The organism is Klebsiella planticola ATCC 33531, assembly GCF_000735435.1.
Taxonomy (GTDB): Bacteria; Pseudomonadota; Gammaproteobacteria; order Enterobacterales; family Enterobacteriaceae; genus Klebsiella; species Klebsiella planticola.
Map to the genome: position 1 here is coordinate 205,911 of NZ_JMPP01000018.1, position 15,408 is coordinate 221,318.

14 protein-coding genes and 1 other RNA gene are annotated in these 15,408 nt (G+C 57.3%); 11 read left to right on the forward strand and 4 right to left on the reverse strand.

Annotation, left to right across the window (positions count from 1 at the left end):
* Nucleotides 1-3: 3 nt before the first annotated feature.
* The gene (locus GRPL_RS17225) at nucleotides 4-765 is read left to right on the forward strand and encodes an oxidative stress defense protein (protein ID WP_015585769.1); all 762 of its coding nucleotides are present in this window, start codon (nucleotides 4-6) and stop codon (nucleotides 763-765) included.
* A 52-nt stretch (nucleotides 766-817) separates the two neighbouring features.
* On the opposite strand, the gene argP is transcribed toward GRPL_RS17225, so the two are convergent.
* Nucleotides 818-1,711, reverse strand: a complete 894-nt coding sequence (gene argP / locus GRPL_RS17220) for a DNA-binding transcriptional regulator ArgP (protein ID WP_004867418.1) — start codon at nucleotides 1,709-1,711, stop codon at nucleotides 818-820.
* 167 nt (nucleotides 1,712-1,878) lie between these two features.
* Between argP and rpiA the strand changes: the two genes are divergently transcribed.
* The 3 genes from rpiA to GRPL_RS17205 all read left to right on the forward strand — a co-directional run bounded on the left by rpiA (nucleotide 1,879) and on the right by GRPL_RS17205 (nucleotide 4,686).
* Nucleotides 1,879-2,538: a ribose-5-phosphate isomerase RpiA gene (gene rpiA / locus GRPL_RS17215; RefSeq protein ID WP_004867416.1), complete on the forward strand. Its 660-nt coding sequence runs from the start codon at nucleotides 1,879-1,881 to the stop codon at nucleotides 2,536-2,538.
* 267 nt (nucleotides 2,539-2,805) lie between these two features.
* Nucleotides 2,806-4,038 carry a phosphoglycerate dehydrogenase gene (gene serA, locus GRPL_RS17210; RefSeq protein WP_032690800.1) on the forward strand — a complete coding sequence of 411 codons (1,233 nt, stop codon included), beginning with the start codon at nucleotides 2,806-2,808 and terminating at the stop codon, nucleotides 4,036-4,038.
* 33 nt (nucleotides 4,039-4,071) lie between these two features.
* The gene (locus GRPL_RS17205; RefSeq protein WP_032698811.1) at nucleotides 4,072-4,686 is read left to right on the forward strand and encodes a DUF2238 domain-containing protein; all 615 of its coding nucleotides are present in this window, start codon (nucleotides 4,072-4,074) and stop codon (nucleotides 4,684-4,686) included.
* Nucleotide 4,687: 1 nt separating this feature from the next.
* Here GRPL_RS17205 and GRPL_RS17200 read toward each other — a convergent pair whose 3' ends face one another.
* The 3 genes from GRPL_RS17200 to zapA all read right to left on the reverse strand — a co-directional run bounded on the left by GRPL_RS17200 (nucleotide 4,688) and on the right by zapA (nucleotide 5,963).
* Nucleotides 4,688-5,287, reverse strand: coding sequence for a 5-formyltetrahydrofolate cyclo-ligase (locus GRPL_RS17200; protein WP_032696670.1), 600 nt, complete (start codon nucleotides 5,285-5,287; stop codon nucleotides 4,688-4,690).
* A gap of 121 nt (nucleotides 5,288-5,408) precedes the next feature.
* Nucleotides 5,409-5,592, reverse strand: a non-coding RNA gene (ssrS, locus tag GRPL_RS26695) — 6S RNA.
* A 41-nt stretch (nucleotides 5,593-5,633) separates the two neighbouring features.
* On the reverse strand, nucleotides 5,634-5,963 hold the full coding sequence (gene zapA / locus GRPL_RS17195) for a cell division protein ZapA (protein ID WP_004867406.1): 330 nt from the start codon (nucleotides 5,961-5,963) through the stop codon (nucleotides 5,634-5,636).
* A gap of 166 nt (nucleotides 5,964-6,129) precedes the next feature.
* Between zapA and GRPL_RS17190 the strand changes: the two genes are divergently transcribed.
* From GRPL_RS17190 to gcvP, 7 genes are all read left to right on the forward strand, one after another.
* Nucleotides 6,130-6,708: a YecA/YgfB family protein gene (locus tag GRPL_RS17190; RefSeq protein ID WP_015585772.1), complete on the forward strand. Its 579-nt coding sequence runs from the start codon at nucleotides 6,130-6,132 to the stop codon at nucleotides 6,706-6,708.
* Nucleotides 6,709-6,731: 23 nt separating this feature from the next.
* Nucleotides 6,732-8,048 carry a Xaa-Pro aminopeptidase gene (gene pepP, locus GRPL_RS17185; protein WP_032698813.1) on the forward strand — a complete coding sequence of 439 codons (1,317 nt, stop codon included), beginning with the start codon at nucleotides 6,732-6,734 and terminating at the stop codon, nucleotides 8,046-8,048.
* Nucleotides 8,045-9,223 (forward strand): 2-octaprenyl-6-methoxyphenyl hydroxylase, encoded by a 1,179-nt coding sequence (gene ubiH, locus GRPL_RS17180; protein WP_032690803.1) that lies wholly within the window; start codon nucleotides 8,045-8,047, stop codon nucleotides 9,221-9,223. Before pepP ends, ubiH begins: the two co-directional genes overlap by 4 nt.
* 10 nt (nucleotides 9,224-9,233) lie before the next feature.
* Complete coding sequence (ubiI, locus tag GRPL_RS17175; protein ID WP_032690804.1) at nucleotides 9,234-10,436, forward strand: FAD-dependent 2-octaprenylphenol hydroxylase; 1,203 nt, start codon at nucleotides 9,234-9,236, stop codon at nucleotides 10,434-10,436.
* 435 nt (nucleotides 10,437-10,871) lie between these two features.
* Entirely contained in the window at nucleotides 10,872-11,966 is a 1,095-nt protein-coding gene (gene gcvT, locus GRPL_RS17170; RefSeq protein ID WP_032698815.1) for a glycine cleavage system aminomethyltransferase GcvT, read from the forward strand.
* A 24-nt stretch (nucleotides 11,967-11,990) separates the two neighbouring features.
* Entirely contained in the window at nucleotides 11,991-12,380 is a 390-nt protein-coding gene (gene gcvH, locus GRPL_RS17165; RefSeq protein WP_004867393.1) for a glycine cleavage system protein GcvH, read from the forward strand.
* A gap of 114 nt (nucleotides 12,381-12,494) precedes the next feature.
* Nucleotides 12,495-15,368, forward strand: a complete 2,874-nt coding sequence (gene gcvP, locus GRPL_RS17160) for an aminomethyl-transferring glycine dehydrogenase (protein ID WP_032690806.1) — start codon at nucleotides 12,495-12,497, stop codon at nucleotides 15,366-15,368.
* The last annotated feature ends 40 nt before the right edge of the window (nucleotides 15,369-15,408 follow it).

A 15,408-nucleotide genomic window follows, 5' to 3' on the forward strand; every position in this document is an offset into this window, starting at 1 on the left:
ACAGTGAAGTTAAAACTCATGGCCCTGGCGGCAGCAATCGGATTGAGCGCGATGGCAGTACAGGCAAATGAATTGCCGAATGGCCCGCATATTGTGACTTCGGGGACCGCCAGCGTAGCCGCTGTGCCGGATATCGCCACCCTGGCAATTGAAGTGAATGTTGCCGCGAAAGACGCCGCGTCGGCGAAAAAGCAGGCCGACGATCGCGTGGCGCAGTATCTCTCTTTCCTCGAAAAGAACGGCATCGCCAAAAAAGATATTAACTCAGCCAACCTGCGCACCCAGCCTGATTACGACTATCAGAATGGCAAAAGCATCCTGAAAGGCTATCGTGCAGTGCGCACCGTCGAAGTGACGTTGCGCCAGCTGGACAAGCTGAACGGTTTGCTGGATGGCGCGCTGAAAGCGGGTCTGAATGAAGTGCGGTCTGTTTCGCTGGGCGTTGCGCAACCGGATGCCTATAAAGACAAAGCGCGTAAAGCGGCCATTGATGACGCGGTGCATCAGGCGCAAGAGCTGGCGTCAGGTTTCCACAGCAAGCTGGGACCGGTTTATAGCGTTCGCTACCATGTGTCGAACTACCAGCCGAGCCCGATGGTACGCATGATGAAGGCTGCCGATGCGGCCCCGGTTTCCGCACAGGAAACCTACGAGCAGGCGACCATTCAGTTTGACGATCAGGTCGATGTTGTTTTTGAACTGCAGCCCGCTCAGCCAGCCCCGGCCCCCGCAGCGCCGGCTAAGCAGCCTGATGCGGCACAGTAAGCCATAAAATAAAAAGCCACTTCAGATGAAGTGGCTTTTTTATTACCCGCGCTTAGTCCTGGCGCAGTACCTTGTGACCGTAATCGATCAGCGCATCGGTGACCCGGCGCATCATCCGGCTTTCCGGCGCGAAGCGATGCCAGTAGAGCATCCGCCGCTGAAACAGTCCCGGCGTGAGGTCGATAAGCTCGCCGCTGTTGAGCTCTTTTTCAATCTGCAGATGCGGGATCATGCAGCAGGTCGTGCCCTGGCGCGCAAGCTGCACAAAGGCTTCCGAAGAGTTAACGATATGGCACGGGACGCTGCCAGGCGGCAAATCGAAGTTCTGCTGTAAAAACGCCTGATGCATATCATCCAGATGATCGAAAGCGACAACCGGCGCTTTCAGCAGCGCTGAGCGGGTGACGCCGTTAGGGAAATAGCGTTGCGCAAACTCTTTCGAGGCGACGAACAGATAGTCCAGCGCCCCGAGCTGATCCACCAGGCAGCTCGGCAACGCCTGCGGCTGAATACTCACCGCGCCGACCACTTCACCGCGACGTAAGCGTTCCTGAGTGCGGGTTTCATCCTCCACCTGCAGATTGAGGCGGATAGGGGAGTCGGAAAGGACATTAGACAGCGCGGGCAGCAGCCAGGTGGCCAGACTGTCGGCGTTGACCGCCAGCGACAGCAACAGCGGTGTAGAGCCGGTCTGTTCATCGCCCAGCCACTCCTCTTCCAGCAGCTCAACCTGACGCAGCAGGGCCAGCAGTTTCTGCCCTTGTTCGGTCGGACGCGGCGGCACGGTACGCACCAGCAGCGGTTGGCCGAACATATTTTCCAGCTGTTTAATACGCTGAGAGACGGCGGACTGTGTAATGCAGAGCTTCTGCGCGGCGCGCTCAAACCCACGTTCTCTTATCACCGCATCCAGCGCCTGTAGTGTTCTGTAGTCCGGTCGTTTCATTATTCTGGCGTACCCCTATCACTTTTCATTAACTCGCACTATGACATAAATTCGTTTTTGATGAAGATGAAAAATGGTCTGTTCAGTTGTGTGACCCTGCCGCAGGGACAATTCCCCTCCCGGTGTTCTATAATGCGCCACAGGTATTCACATCTCGGACCATAATCATGACGCAAGATGAACTGAAAAAAGCAGTAGGCTGGGCGGCATTGCAGTATGTACAACCGGGCACCATCGTCGGTGTCGGTACGGGCTCCACGGCCGCGCATTTTATCGATGCGCTGGGCACCATGAAAGGGCAGATTGAAGGCGCGGTCTCCAGCTCTGATGCCTCCACCGAAAAACTGAAAAGCCTTGGCATTCCGGTTTTCGATCTGAACAGCGTTGACCGCCTGGGGATCTATGTTGATGGCGCCGACGAGATTAATGGCCATATGCAGATGATCAAAGGCGGTGGGGCGGCGTTAACTCGCGAAAAGATTATCGCCTCGGTAGCAGACAAGTTTATCTGCATCGCCGATGCCTCCAAGCAGGTGGATATTCTGGGCAAATTCCCGCTGCCGGTCGAAGTCATTCCGATGGCGCGTAGCGCTGTCGCGCGCGAGCTGGTGAAGCTGGGCGGCCGTCCGGAGTATCGCCAGGGGGTGGTGACCGATAACGGTAACGTGATTCTTGACGTCTTCGGCCTGGAAATTCTTGATGCCATCGCTCTGGAAAACAAAATTAACGGTATTCCTGGCGTCGTCACCGTCGGCCTGTTTGCCAACCGCGGAGCGGATGTGGCACTGATTGGAACCGCCGATGGCGTAAAAACCATCGTAAAATAATATAATCGGGGGAGCGAATGGCTCCCTCGCAAATATTTTTTCTCCAGGCTAAATTTGGTGACTTCTGTCACATTTATGCAACCAGGCTTAGTAACAATCTACCTTTTCTTTTCTTTCTGGTGTTTTGTCCTGCCATTTCCCTCTGCGTGATATTTCTTCAGGTCGTCGACGCAAACGTTCATATTGCCGCGATAGTTTTTTTTGATATGTTGCTGAGAAGAACTTTCGTTCAGCACGACATCAGATAAGACAAAACAGGACGGGGAAATGGCTAAGGTATCACTGGAAAAAGACAAGATTAAGTTTCTACTGGTTGAAGGTGTGCATCAAAAAGCGGTGGAGAATCTCCGCGCGGCGGGCTACACCAACATCGAATTTCATAAAGGCGCGCTGGACAGCGAAGAGCTGAAAGCGTCGATCCGTGATGCCCATTTCATTGGCCTGCGTTCCCGTACTCATCTGACTGAAGAGATCTTCGCCGCCGCGGAAAAACTGGTGGCGGTCGGCTGTTTCTGCATCGGCACCAACCAGGTTGATTTAGACGCGGCAGCGAAACGCGGGATTCCCGTTTTCAATGCGCCGTTCTCAAATACCCGCTCCGTTGCCGAGCTGGTCATTGGCGAACTGCTGCTGATGCTGCGCGGCGTACCGGAAGCTAACGCGAAAGCGCACCGCGGCGTGTGGAACAAGCTGGCGGTAGGCAGTTTTGAAGCGCGTGGCAAAAAACTGGGGATCATCGGTTACGGGCACATCGGTACGCAGCTGGGTATTCTGGCTGAATCTCTGGGGATGCACGTCTATTTCTATGATATCGAAAGCAAACTGCCGCTGGGCAACGCTACCCAGGTCCAGCACCTCTCCGACCTGCTGAATATGAGCGATGTGGTTAGTCTGCATGTGCCGGAAAACGCCTCCACCAAAAATATGATGGGCGCGCAAGAGCTGGCGCTGATGAAACCCGGCGCGCTGTTGATCAACGCCTCGCGCGGTACGGTCGTGGATATCCCGGCGCTGTGCGATGCCCTGGCGCGTAAGCATCTGGCGGGCGCGGCGATTGATGTGTTCCCGACCGAACCGGCGACCAACAGCGATCCGTTCAGCTCGCCGCTGTGCGAGTTTGACAACGTGATCCTGACGCCGCACATCGGCGGCTCAACTCAGGAAGCGCAGGAGAATATCGGTCTGGAAGTGGCCGGTAAGCTGGCGAAGTATTCCGATAACGGTTCGACCCTTTCAGCGGTGAACTTCCCGGAAGTTTCTCTGCCGCTGCACGGCGGTCGTCGTTTGCTGCACATCCACGAAAACCGTCCCGGCGTGCTGACCGCTATCAACCAGATCTTTGCCGCGCAGAGCATCAACATCGCAGCACAGTATCTGCAAACCACGCCGCAGATGGGCTACGTGGTTATTGATATTGAGGCCGAAGAAGATGTGGCCCAGCAGGCGCTGCAGGCCATGAAGGCGATTCCGGGCACCATTCGCGCCCGTCTGCTGTTCTGATTGACGCAAGGATCCCTGCGGGGATCCTTTTACATGATGAGCACATCGCTACAGAATACCGGTGTCTTCCTGCTGTTGCTGATTCTGGCATGGACGGGGTTTGGCACCCACGATAGCCTCACCTGGCTGATGGAAGTGACGCCGGTCATTATCATCGTTCCGCTGCTGCTTGTGACGCGTTCACGCTACCCGCTCACGCCGCTCCTCTACACGCTTATCTTCTTCCATGCCATTATTTTGATGGTTGGGGGGATGTATACGTATGCGAAAGTGCCGATTGGATTTGATGTGCAGGCGTGGCTGAATTTAAGTCGTAATCCGTACGATAAGCTTGGCCACTTTTTCCAGGGGTTGGTTCCGGCGCTGGCGGCGCGGGAAATTCTGCTGCGCGGCGGCTATGTGCGCGGGCGCAAGATGCTCTCGTTTCTGGTGTGCTGCATTGCGCTGGCGATCAGCGCCACCTACGAGCTTATCGAATGGTGGGCGGCACTGGCGATGGGGCAAGGGGCGGATGATTTTCTCGGCACCCAGGGCGATCCGTGGGACACGCAGTCGGATATGTTCTGCGCGTTGCTGGGGGCGCTGACGACGATCTTGTTGCTTAGCGGATGGCATAACCGGCAACTGAAGAAGCTCGGTACGCCATAGCTTATGGCCACTGCCACAGCGCCGAGGGGGTAATCACCGCGGGCAGTGGAATATCCCAGTGCTCAGTGGGCAGTGCGTCGACCTGCTGGCAATCGTGGGCATAGCCAACAGGCTGCAGGGAATAATCCTGCCAGTTCTGTAATGTTCGGTCGTAGAAGCCGCCTCCCATCCCCAGCCGCTGTCCGGCGGTATCAAAGGCAACCAGCGGGACCATCAGGACATCGAGCCGGCCCAGCGGCAGGACGTCGCGTACATCGAGCTTCGGCTCGTCGATTTTCAGCCGGTTGGTCACCAGTTCGCTGCGCGGGTGATAGCGCAAAAACAGCAGATTTCCCGGGCTGAACGGGTGGAGTACGGGCAGATAAACCTGCTTGCCGGCCCGCCACAGCCGATCAATCAGCGGTCGGGTATCGAGTTCGCCATCAAATGACAGAAACAGGGCGACGGTTTGCGCCTGCGCGACGGGCGGATATGCCATCACGCGATCGGCACCCTGGCGGGCGAACTGCGCCTGCTGTTCTGCCGTCAGCGCGCGTCGTCGCTGGCGAATCTGTTGACGAATCAGCTGTCGGGTAGTTTGCGTGTCAGAAAGTTGAGTCATGACGGGTCGCCTGATTTAGCATGAGCACGATAATACGTGGGTCAGTTGCCTGTAGGCGTAGTGTAATACACAAGGTGATAAAAACCGAAAAGGAAGCACGAGGGATGGAACTGAAAAGAAGGGAATCTCCGAGATGCCGCCGCAGGCTGTAACCCTTGAACCCTTGGTTCAAGGTGAATGCGTCGTCACAGTTTTAAGGCTTCTCGGACGGACCGAGCATGCTCACCAACCATGGAGCGCCACATTCTTGTGGTATGAAATATCGGCTCAGGGGACTGGCCCGCTTGCAAACATCTCAGAGAAATTTTGTTCTTGCGCTTACTCTAACACAGTTAACTGCAAAGTGTTATTCAAACTTCGGCCCGGTTCTTTCGCTTATGCGACCTTGCTCAAGCAACGCTTGTTCGATGGTCTGCTGTAGCATCCGAATACGCTGTTCCATGCTGGAGGCGTAATCGCGGGTTTTCGCTTTTTCCTGAGTCAACTCATAGCTGATGTTCAACGCGGCGATGAAGACCAGCTGCTCAGTATTTGTGACTCTAGTGCGTTCTTTTAAATCTTGCAACCGCTGATTCAGGTCATCAGCTGCCTGATTCAAGGCATCCCTTTGTTCAGGCGGGCAATTCACGCGGAGTGAACGGCCAAAAATTTGGAGATCGACGGGTTGTGCAGACATGCCACCTTCCTGCTGATTGACTGCGCGGCCTTCACACCCGAATCCGGGACTGCAAAGGGGCGACACTATAGCTACCCTGGTGCGAAGGTACAAGCCCTATTCTGGTTCACCAGGGTCCAAAGTGGTAGCATACCATGAATATTCCTCCCAACGATGACGAATGCGCATGTCTATACAGAACGAAATGCCTGGTTACAACGCTGTAGACCAGTTACTGAACCAACAGGGCGTGGGCTTAACCCCGGCCGAAATGCACGGTTTGATCAGTGGGATCCTGTGCGGCGGCAATAAAGACAGCAGCTGGCAGCCGCTGGTGCACGACCTGACAAACGAAGGCCTCGCATTTGGTCACGAGCTGGCCGAGTCTCTGCGCACCATACATTCCGTGACCAGCGACTCGCTGGAAGACGACGGTTTCTTGTTCCAGCTCTATTTACCGGAAGGTGACGCGGTAAGCGTGTTTGAACGCGCCGACGCGCTGGCCGGTTGGGTTAACCATTTCCTGCTCGGCCTGGGCGTTACGCAGCCTAAACTGGATAAAATCAAAGACGAAACCGGTGAAGCCATCGACGACCTGCGTAACATTGCGCAACTGGGGTACGACGAAGACGAAGATCAGGAAGAGCTGGAGATGTCGTTGGAAGAGATTATCGAGTACGTGCGCGTCGCTGCGCTGCTGTGCCACGAAACCTTTTCTCGCCAGCAGCCAACCGCACCGGAAGTTCGCAAGCCAACATTACACTAACGATAATTTGTTGAGGGGGCGTCATGACACAGCAGGAATTTCTTTCTCGTCGCCAGGCATTGCTGGCGCAGATGCAGCCAGGCAGCGCCGCGCTGATTTTCGCCGCACCGGAAGCGGTCCGCAGCGCAGATTCAGAGTACCCCTACCGGCAGAACAGCGATTTTTGGTACTTCACGGGATTTAATGAGCCGGAAGCCCTGCTGGTGTTGATTAAAAGCGACGACACCCACAACCATAGCGTGCTGTTTAACCGCGTCCGCGATCTGACCGCAGAGATCTGGTTCGGCCGTCGTCTGGGGCAGGAGGCCGCGCCGTCGAAGCTGGGCGTCGACCGCGCTCTGGCGTTCAGCGAAATTAACCAGCAGCTATTCCAGCTGCTTAACGGCCTTGATGCGATCTATTTTGCCCAGGGCGAATATGCCTATGCTGACAAAATCGTCTTCAACGCGCTGGAAAAACTGCGTAAAGGCGTGCGCCAGAATCTGCAGGCGCCCGGTTCGGTGATTGACTGGCGGCCGATGGTGCATGAGATGCGCCTGTTTAAATCGCCGGAAGAGCTGGAGGTGATGCGCCGCGCTGGCGAAATTTCCGCGCTGGCTCATACCCGCGCAATGCAGAAATGCCGTCCGGGCCTGTTCGAATACCAGCTGGAAGGGGAAATTCTGCATGAATTCAGCCGCCACGGCGCCCGTTTCCCCTCCTATAACACCATCGTGGGCGGTGGAGAAAACGGCTGTATTCTCCATTACACGGAAAACGAATCCGAGCTGCGCGATGGCGATTTGGTGCTGATTGACGCCGGCTGCGAATACCGCGGCTACGCGGGCGATATCACTCGCACCTTCCCGGTGAACGGTAAATTCAGCCCGGCGCAGCGCGAGATTTACGATATTGTCCTCGAGTCGCTGGAAACCGCGCTGGAGCTTTACCGTCCTGGCACCTCCATTCAGCAGGTTAACCAGGAAGTGGTGCGCATTATGATTACCGGTCTGGTGCGTCTCGGCATCCTGAAAGGGGATGTCGACGAGCTGATGGCAAACAATGCCCACCGTCCGTACTTTATGCATGGCCTGAGCCACTGGCTGGGACTCGATGTCCATGATGTCGGCCACTACGATGTCGATCGCTCGCGTCTCCTTGAGCCGGGCATGGTGTTGACCGTTGAGCCGGGTCTCTACATTGCCGTCGACGCCGATGTGCCGCCACAGTATCGCGGCATTGGCGTGCGTATTGAAGACGATATCGTCATCACCGAAGACGGCAATGAAAACCTCACCGCCGGCGTGGTGAAAAAAGCTGATGATATTGAGGCGCTGATGGCGGCGGCACGGCGGTCATGAGCATCCTGATTGTTGGCGGAGGGATGACCGGGGCAACCCTGGCGTTAGCTATCTCGCGCTTAACCCACGGCGCGCTCCCGGTGCATCTGGTCGAGGCCGCGCAGCCGGACTCGTCGCAGCATCCGGGGTTTGATGCCCGTGCGATTGCGCTGGCGGCGGGGACCTGCCAGCAGCTGGCGCGTACCGGCATCTGGCAAGGCATTGCCGATTGCGCGACGCCGATTCAGCGTGTTCACGTCAGCGATCGTGGGCATGCGGGATTCGTGACGCTCGATGCGCAGGACTACGGACTGGCGGCGCTGGGGCAGGTGGTCGAGCTGCACGATATCGGCCAGCGATTGTTTGCGCAACTGCGCGAAGCGCCGGGCATTACCTTACACTGCCCGGCGAAAGTCGAAGACGTCACCCGGTGGGAGGAGGGCGTCAGCATCACCCTGGACAGCGGCGAGACGATCGCCGGCCAACTGCTGGTTGCCGCCGATGGTTCGCGCTCGACGCTGGGCGCTCGCTGCGGCATGAGCTGGCAGCAGCAGCCTTACCAGCAGCTGGCGATTATTGCCAACGTCAGCACGGCGTTGCCCCATGAAGGGCGCGCCTTTGAACGCTTCACCGAACATGGTCCGCTGGCCATGCTGCCGATGTCACACGGACGCTGTTCGTTGGTATGGTGTCACCCGCAGTCGCGGCGCGATGAGGTTCTGGGTTGGTCCGACGCGCAATTTTGCGAGCAGCTGCAGCAGGCATTTGGCTGGCGGCTGGGGCGCATCACTCATACCGGGAAGCGCAGCGTTTATCCATTGACGTTGACTACCGCTACGCGCCCGGTTTCCCATCGCCTGGTGCTGGTCGGTAATGCGGCGCAGACGCTGCATCCCATCGCCGGGCAGGGCTTTAATCTCGGTCTGCGGGATGTGATGAGCCTGGCGGAAACGCTGGCCCAGGCCGGCGCTAACGGACAGGATCCCGGCGATTACTCACTTCTTTGTCACTATCAGGCGCGGCGAGCGGATGATAAGGCCGCGACCATCGGCGTGACCGATGGGCTGGTGCATCTGTTCGCTAATCGTTGGGCGCCGCTGGTGGCGGGGCGTAACGTGGGTCTGATGGCGATGGAATTATTTACCCCGGCGCGCGACGCGCTGGCGCAGCGTACCCTCGGTTGGGTTCCTCGTTAAGGAGTTGAACGTGCAAAGTGTTGATGTTGCCATTGTTGGCGGTGGCATGGTGGGTCTGGCGGTCGCCTGCGGTTTGCAGGGGAGCGGGCTGCGGGTTGCGGTGCTGGAACAAGCCGAGCCGCAGCCGTTAAACGCCGATGCGCCGCCGGCGCTGCGGGTATCCGCCATTAACGCCGCCAGCGAAAAACTGCTTACCCGGCTGGATGTCTGGCCGGAGATTGTCGCCCGGCGCGCCAGCTGTTATCACGGTATGGAAGTGTGGGATAAGGACAGCTTTGGCCACATCAGCTTTGATGACCAGAGTATGGGCTTCAGCCACCTTGGCCATATTATTGAAAATGCGGTCGTTCATCATGCGCTGTGGCAAAAGGCGCAGCGTTGCGCCGACGTCACGCTGCTGGCCCCGGCGCAGCTGCAGCAGGTGGCGTGGGGAGAAAACGAAGCATTTCTCAGCTTGCAGGATGGCAAGATGCTGACCGCCAGGCTGGTGGTCGGCGCCGACGGTGCAAACTCCTGGTTGCGTAACAAAGCGGATATCCCGCTGACGTTCTGGGACTATCGCCATCATGCGCTGGTTGCCACCATTCGTACCGCAGAGCCGCATCAGGCGATTGCCCGTCAGGCGTTCCACGGCGACGGCATTCTGGCGTTTCTGCCGCTGAGCGATCCGCATCTGTGTTCGATCGTCTGGTCGCTGTCGCCGCAGGAAGCACAGCGGATGCAGCAGGTCGACGAAGCGGCGTTTAATCAGGCGCTGAATATTGCCTTCGATAACCGGCTTGGCCTGTGCCAGCTTGCCAGCGAGCGTCAGACTTTCCCGTTGACCGGTCGCTACGCGCGCCAGTTCGCCGCGCATCGCCTGGCGCTGGTGGGCGATGCCGCGCACACCATTCACCCGCTGGCCGGCCAGGGGGTGAATCTGGGCTTTATGGATGCAGCGGAACTGATCGATGAACTCCGTCGTCTGCATGCGCAGGGCAAAGATTTTGGTCAGTACCTGTATCTGCGTCGCTATGAACGTAGTCGCAAGCACAGCGCTGCGATGATGCTGGCGGGGATGCAGGGTTTCCGCGAAATGTTCTCTGGCAGCCACCCGGCGAAGAAACTGCTGCGCGATATTGGCCTCAAACTGGCGGATACACTACCCGGCGTCAAACCGCAGTTGATTCGCCAGGCAATGGGCTTAAACGATCTTCCTGCCTGGTTACGTTAAGCGCGTCACACTTCTCTCTCCCGGCCCCGGCGCCGGGTTTTCTCCTCTCATTTGAAATAATCTAATCTCACCCATTTTTTCGCATTAGTTTTATTAATGTCTCTCTTTTTTTGAAACAGAAAACAGGCCCCTTTTTTCGCATAAAATACCATCATGCTCGGTATTATCAGTTCATGATGTTAATTTTATGTGGCATAAATCGCTTTTTTCCAGTCAATAACTCTGTAGTCTTTTTGGCGACTTTTAGTCATAAGCTAATGTGATGTCCTGATTTAGCTTATGGTTTAGCGCCGGGTTAGGTGGTAAGTTCAGGCAAAAGAGAACGTTTGCGTCGGCGTCCGGACATGGCGCCGACGGCGGATTTCGTGGGGCGAAATCGCCCCAATGACATCGCCCAACCCAGTAGCTGGTTCCGTTTTATTCGATGAGGAAAAGATGGCTCAACAGACTCCGTTGTATGAACAACACACGCTGTGCGGCGCTCGCATGGTGGACTTCCATGGCTGGATGATGCCGCTACATTACGGTTCCCAGATTGATGAGCACCACGCGGTGCGGGGCGACGCCGGTATGTTCGATGTTTCGCACATGACCATCGTCGATTTCCACGGCAGCCGCATTCGGGAGTTCCTGCGCTATCTGCTGGCTAACGATGTCGCGAAGCTGACGGTGCCGGGCAAAGCGCTATATACCGGCATGCTTACCGCGTCCGCCGGCGTCATCGATGACCTGATTGTCTATTTCCTTACCGAAGATTATTTCCGCCTCGTTGTTAACTCCGCCACCCGTGAAAAAGACCTCGCCTGGATTACCCGGCAGGCTGAACCCTATGGTCTTGAAATGACCGTTCGTGACGATCTTTCGCTGATTGCCGTACAGGGGCCGCAGGCGAAAGCGAAAGCGGCAACCCTGTTCACCGACGCACAGCGTCAGGCCGTAGAAGGGATGAAACCGTTCTTTGGCGTGCAGGCCGGCGATCTGTTTATTGCGACCACCGGTTATACCGGTGAAGCCGGTTACGAAATCGCCATGCCGAATGAGCAGGCTGCTGATTTCTGGCGTGGCCTGCTGGACGCTGGCGTGAAGCCGTGCGGTCTGGGCGCTCGCGATACCTTACGTCTGGAAGCGGGGATGAACCTGTATGGCCAGGAGATGGATGAAAGCATCTCTCCGCTGGCGGCGAATATGGGCTGGACCATTGCCTGGGAACCCGCAGATCGCGCATTCATCGGCCGCGAAGCGCTGGAACTGCAGCGTGAAAAAGGTACCGAGCAGCTGGTGGGGCTGGTGATGACCGAGAAAGGCGTCCTGCGCGGCGGTCTGCCGGTGCGCTTTAGCGATGCAGACGGTAATCAGCAAGAAGGTATTATCACCAGCGGCACCTTCTCCCCGACGCTGGGCTACAGTATTGCGCTGGCGCGCGTACCGGCCGGTATCGGCGAGACGGCCATTGTGCAGATTCGCAACCGCGAAATGCCGGTAAAAGTGACTAAACCTGTTTTTGTACGCAACGGCAAAGCCGTGGTGTGATTCCCCTTTTTTGGAGATTAATTGATGAGCAACGTACCAGCAGAACTGAAATACAGTAAAGAACACGAATGGCTGCGCAAAGAAGCTGACGGCACCTACACCGTCGGGATCACCGAACATGCCCAGGAACTGCTTGGCGATATGGTTTTCGTCGATCTGCCGGACGTTGGCGCAACCGTTGAAGCGGGTGACGACTGTGCGGTTGCCGAGTCGGTAAAAGCAGCTTCGGATATTTATGCCCCGATTAGCGGCGAGATTGTGGCGGTGAACGAAGAGCTCAACGACTCTCCGGAGCTGGTGAACAGCGACCCGTACGCGGACGGCTGGATCTTTAAAATTAAGGCCAGCGATGAAGCGCAGGTTGCGGCCCTGCTTGACGCGGATGCCTATGCGGCGCTGCTGGAAAACGAGTAAATATCTTGTCCCTTCACGCTGCGGGCATCTGCTGCCGGCAGCGTGAATGATTTTTGCCTGTTCAGGTAAGTAAAGACACATACGATTCACTGCACGTTTCAGGAACCATCGCTCATGACTCAGACTTTAGGTCAGCTTGAAAACCGCGGCGCCTTTATTGAACGTCACATCGGTCCGGATGCTCAGCAACAGCAGGAGATGCTGAACACCGTCGGCGCCGATTCGCTTAACGCCCTGATTGGCCAGATTGTGCCGCAGGATATTCAGCTGGCGACACCCCCTCAGGTGGGTGACGCGACTACCGAATTCGCCGCGCTGGCGGAACTGAAGGCGATCGCCGGTCGCAACAAGCGCTTCAAGTCTTACATCGGCATGGGTTATACCGCCGTGCAGCTGCCGCCGGTTATTCAGCGCAATATGCTGGAAAATCCGGGTTGGTATACCGCTTACACCCCTTACCAGCCGGAAGTTTCCCAGGGTCGCCTGGAATCACTGCTGAATTTCCAGCAGGTGACCCTCGATCTGACCGGGCTGGATATCGCCTCCGCTTCACTGCTGGATGAGGCGACCGCCGGCGCTGAAGCAATGGCGATGGCCAAACGCGTCAGCAAGCTGAAGAATGCGAACCGCTTCTTCGTTGCCGCCGATGTACATCCGCAGACCCTGGATGTGGTGCGCACCCGCGCCGCAACCTTTGGCTTTGACGTCATCGTTGATGAGGCGGAAAAAGCGCTCGACCATCAGGACGTTTTCGGCGTGCTGCTGCAGCAGGTGGGGACCACCGGCGAAATTCATGATTACAGCAAGCTGATCGCCGAGCTGAAAGCACGCAAAGTGGTGGTCAGCGTTGCTGCGGACTTCATGGCGCTGGTTCTGCTGACTGCACCGGGCAAACAGGGTGCCGATATCGTCTTCGGTTCCGCCCAGCGCTTTGGCGTGCCGATGGGCTACGGCGGCCCGCACGCGGCCTTCTTTGCCGCAAAAGATGAATTTAAACGCTCGATGCCGGGCCGTATTATCGGCGTATCAAAAGATGCCGCCGGTAACACCGCGCTGCGTATGGCGATGCAGACCCGCGAACAGCATATCCGTCGCGAGAAAGCGAACTCCAATATTTGTACTTCCCAGGTATTGCTGGCAAACATCGCCAGCCTGTACGCGGTGTTCCACGGGCCAGAGGGCCTGAAGCGCATCGCCAGCCGCATCCACCGGCTGACCGATATTCTGGCCGACGGGCTGCAGAAAAAAGGGCTCAAGCTGCGCCATGCCCACTACTTCGACACTCTGTGCGTGGAAGTGGTCGACAAAGCGGCGGTGCTGGCACGCGCCGAAGCGCTGGAAATTAACCTGCGCAGCGACATCCATAATGCCGTTGGCATCACCCTTGATGAAGCAACAACTCGCGAAGATGTGCTGAACCTGTTCCGCGCTATTATTGGCGACGACCACGGCCTGGATATCGATACCCTGGATAAAGACGTGGCGCTCGACAGCCGCTCGATCCCGGAAAGCATGCTGCGTAACGACGCGATCCTGACGCATCCGGTGTTCAATCGCTACCACAGCGAAACCGAGATGATGCGCTATATGCACTCACTGGAGCGTAAAGATCTGGCGTTGAATCAGGCGATGATCCCGCTGGGATCCTGCACCATGAAACTCAACGCCGCGGCGGAGATGATCCCGATCACCTGGCCAGAGTTTGCCGAGCTGCACCCGTTCTGCCCGGCGGAACAGGCGGAAGGCTACCATCAGATGATCGCCCAGCTCTCCGACTGGCTGGTAAAACTGACCGGTTACGACGCCGTCTGCATGCAGCCAAACTCTGGCGCACAGGGCGAGTACGCGGGCCTGCTGGCCATTCGCCATTACCACGAAAGCCGTAATGAAGGCCATCGCGACATCTGCCTGATCCCAAGTTCTGCGCATGGTACCAACCCGGCGTCGGCACAGATGGCCGGCATGCAGGTTGTGGTGGTTGCCTGTGATAAAAACGGCAACATCGATCTCGCGGATCTGCGCCTCAAGGCGGAGCAGGCGGGTGAGAACCTCTCTTGCATCATGGTGACCTACCCGTCAACGCACGGCGTTTACGAAGAGACGATCCGCGAAGTGTGCGAAATCGTGCATCAGTTCGGCGGTCAGGTTTACCTCGACGGCGCTAACATGAACGCCCAGGTCGGCATTACCTCTCCGGGCTTTATCGGCGCGGACGTCTCGCACCTTAACCTGCACAAAACCTTCTGCATCCCGCACGGCGGCGGCGGCCCGGGTATGGGGCCGATCGGCGTCAAAGCGCATCTGGCACCGTTTGTTCCGGGCCACAGCGTGGTACAGATCGAAGGGATGTTGACCCGTCAGGGCGCGGTTTCTGCCGCACCGTTCGGCAGCGCTTCCATTCTTCCAATCAGCTGGATGTATATCCGCATGATGGGCGCCGAAGGGCTGAAGCAGGCGAGCCAGGTGGCAATTCTGAATGCCAACTACATCGCTACCCGTCTGAAAGAGGCGTTCCCGGTGCTTTACACCGGCCGCGACGGTCGCGTGGCGCACGAATGTATTCTGGATATTCGTCCTCTGAAAGAAGAGACCGGCATCAGCGAGCTGGATATTGCCAAACGTCTGATCGACTTCGGTTTCCACGCGCCGACGATGTCCTTCCCGGTGGCCGGTACGCTGATGGTTGAGCCGACGGAATCCGAAAGCAAAGTCGAGCTGGATCGCTTTATCGATGCCATGCTGGCGATTCGCAGTGAAATCGACCGTGTGCAAGCGGGCGAGTGGCCGCTGGAAGATAACCCGCTGGTTAACGCTCCGCACACGCAGGGCGAGCTGGTTGCCGAATGGAACCATCCGTACACCCGCGAACTGGCGGTATTCCCGGCAGGTCTGGCGAATAAATACTGGCCGACGGTGAAGCGCCTGGACGATGTTTACGGCGACCGTAACCTGTTCTGCTCCTGCGTACCGATGAGCGAATACCAGTAATTCACTGACTGGACTATCTTTTAAAGGCGCTTCGGCGCCT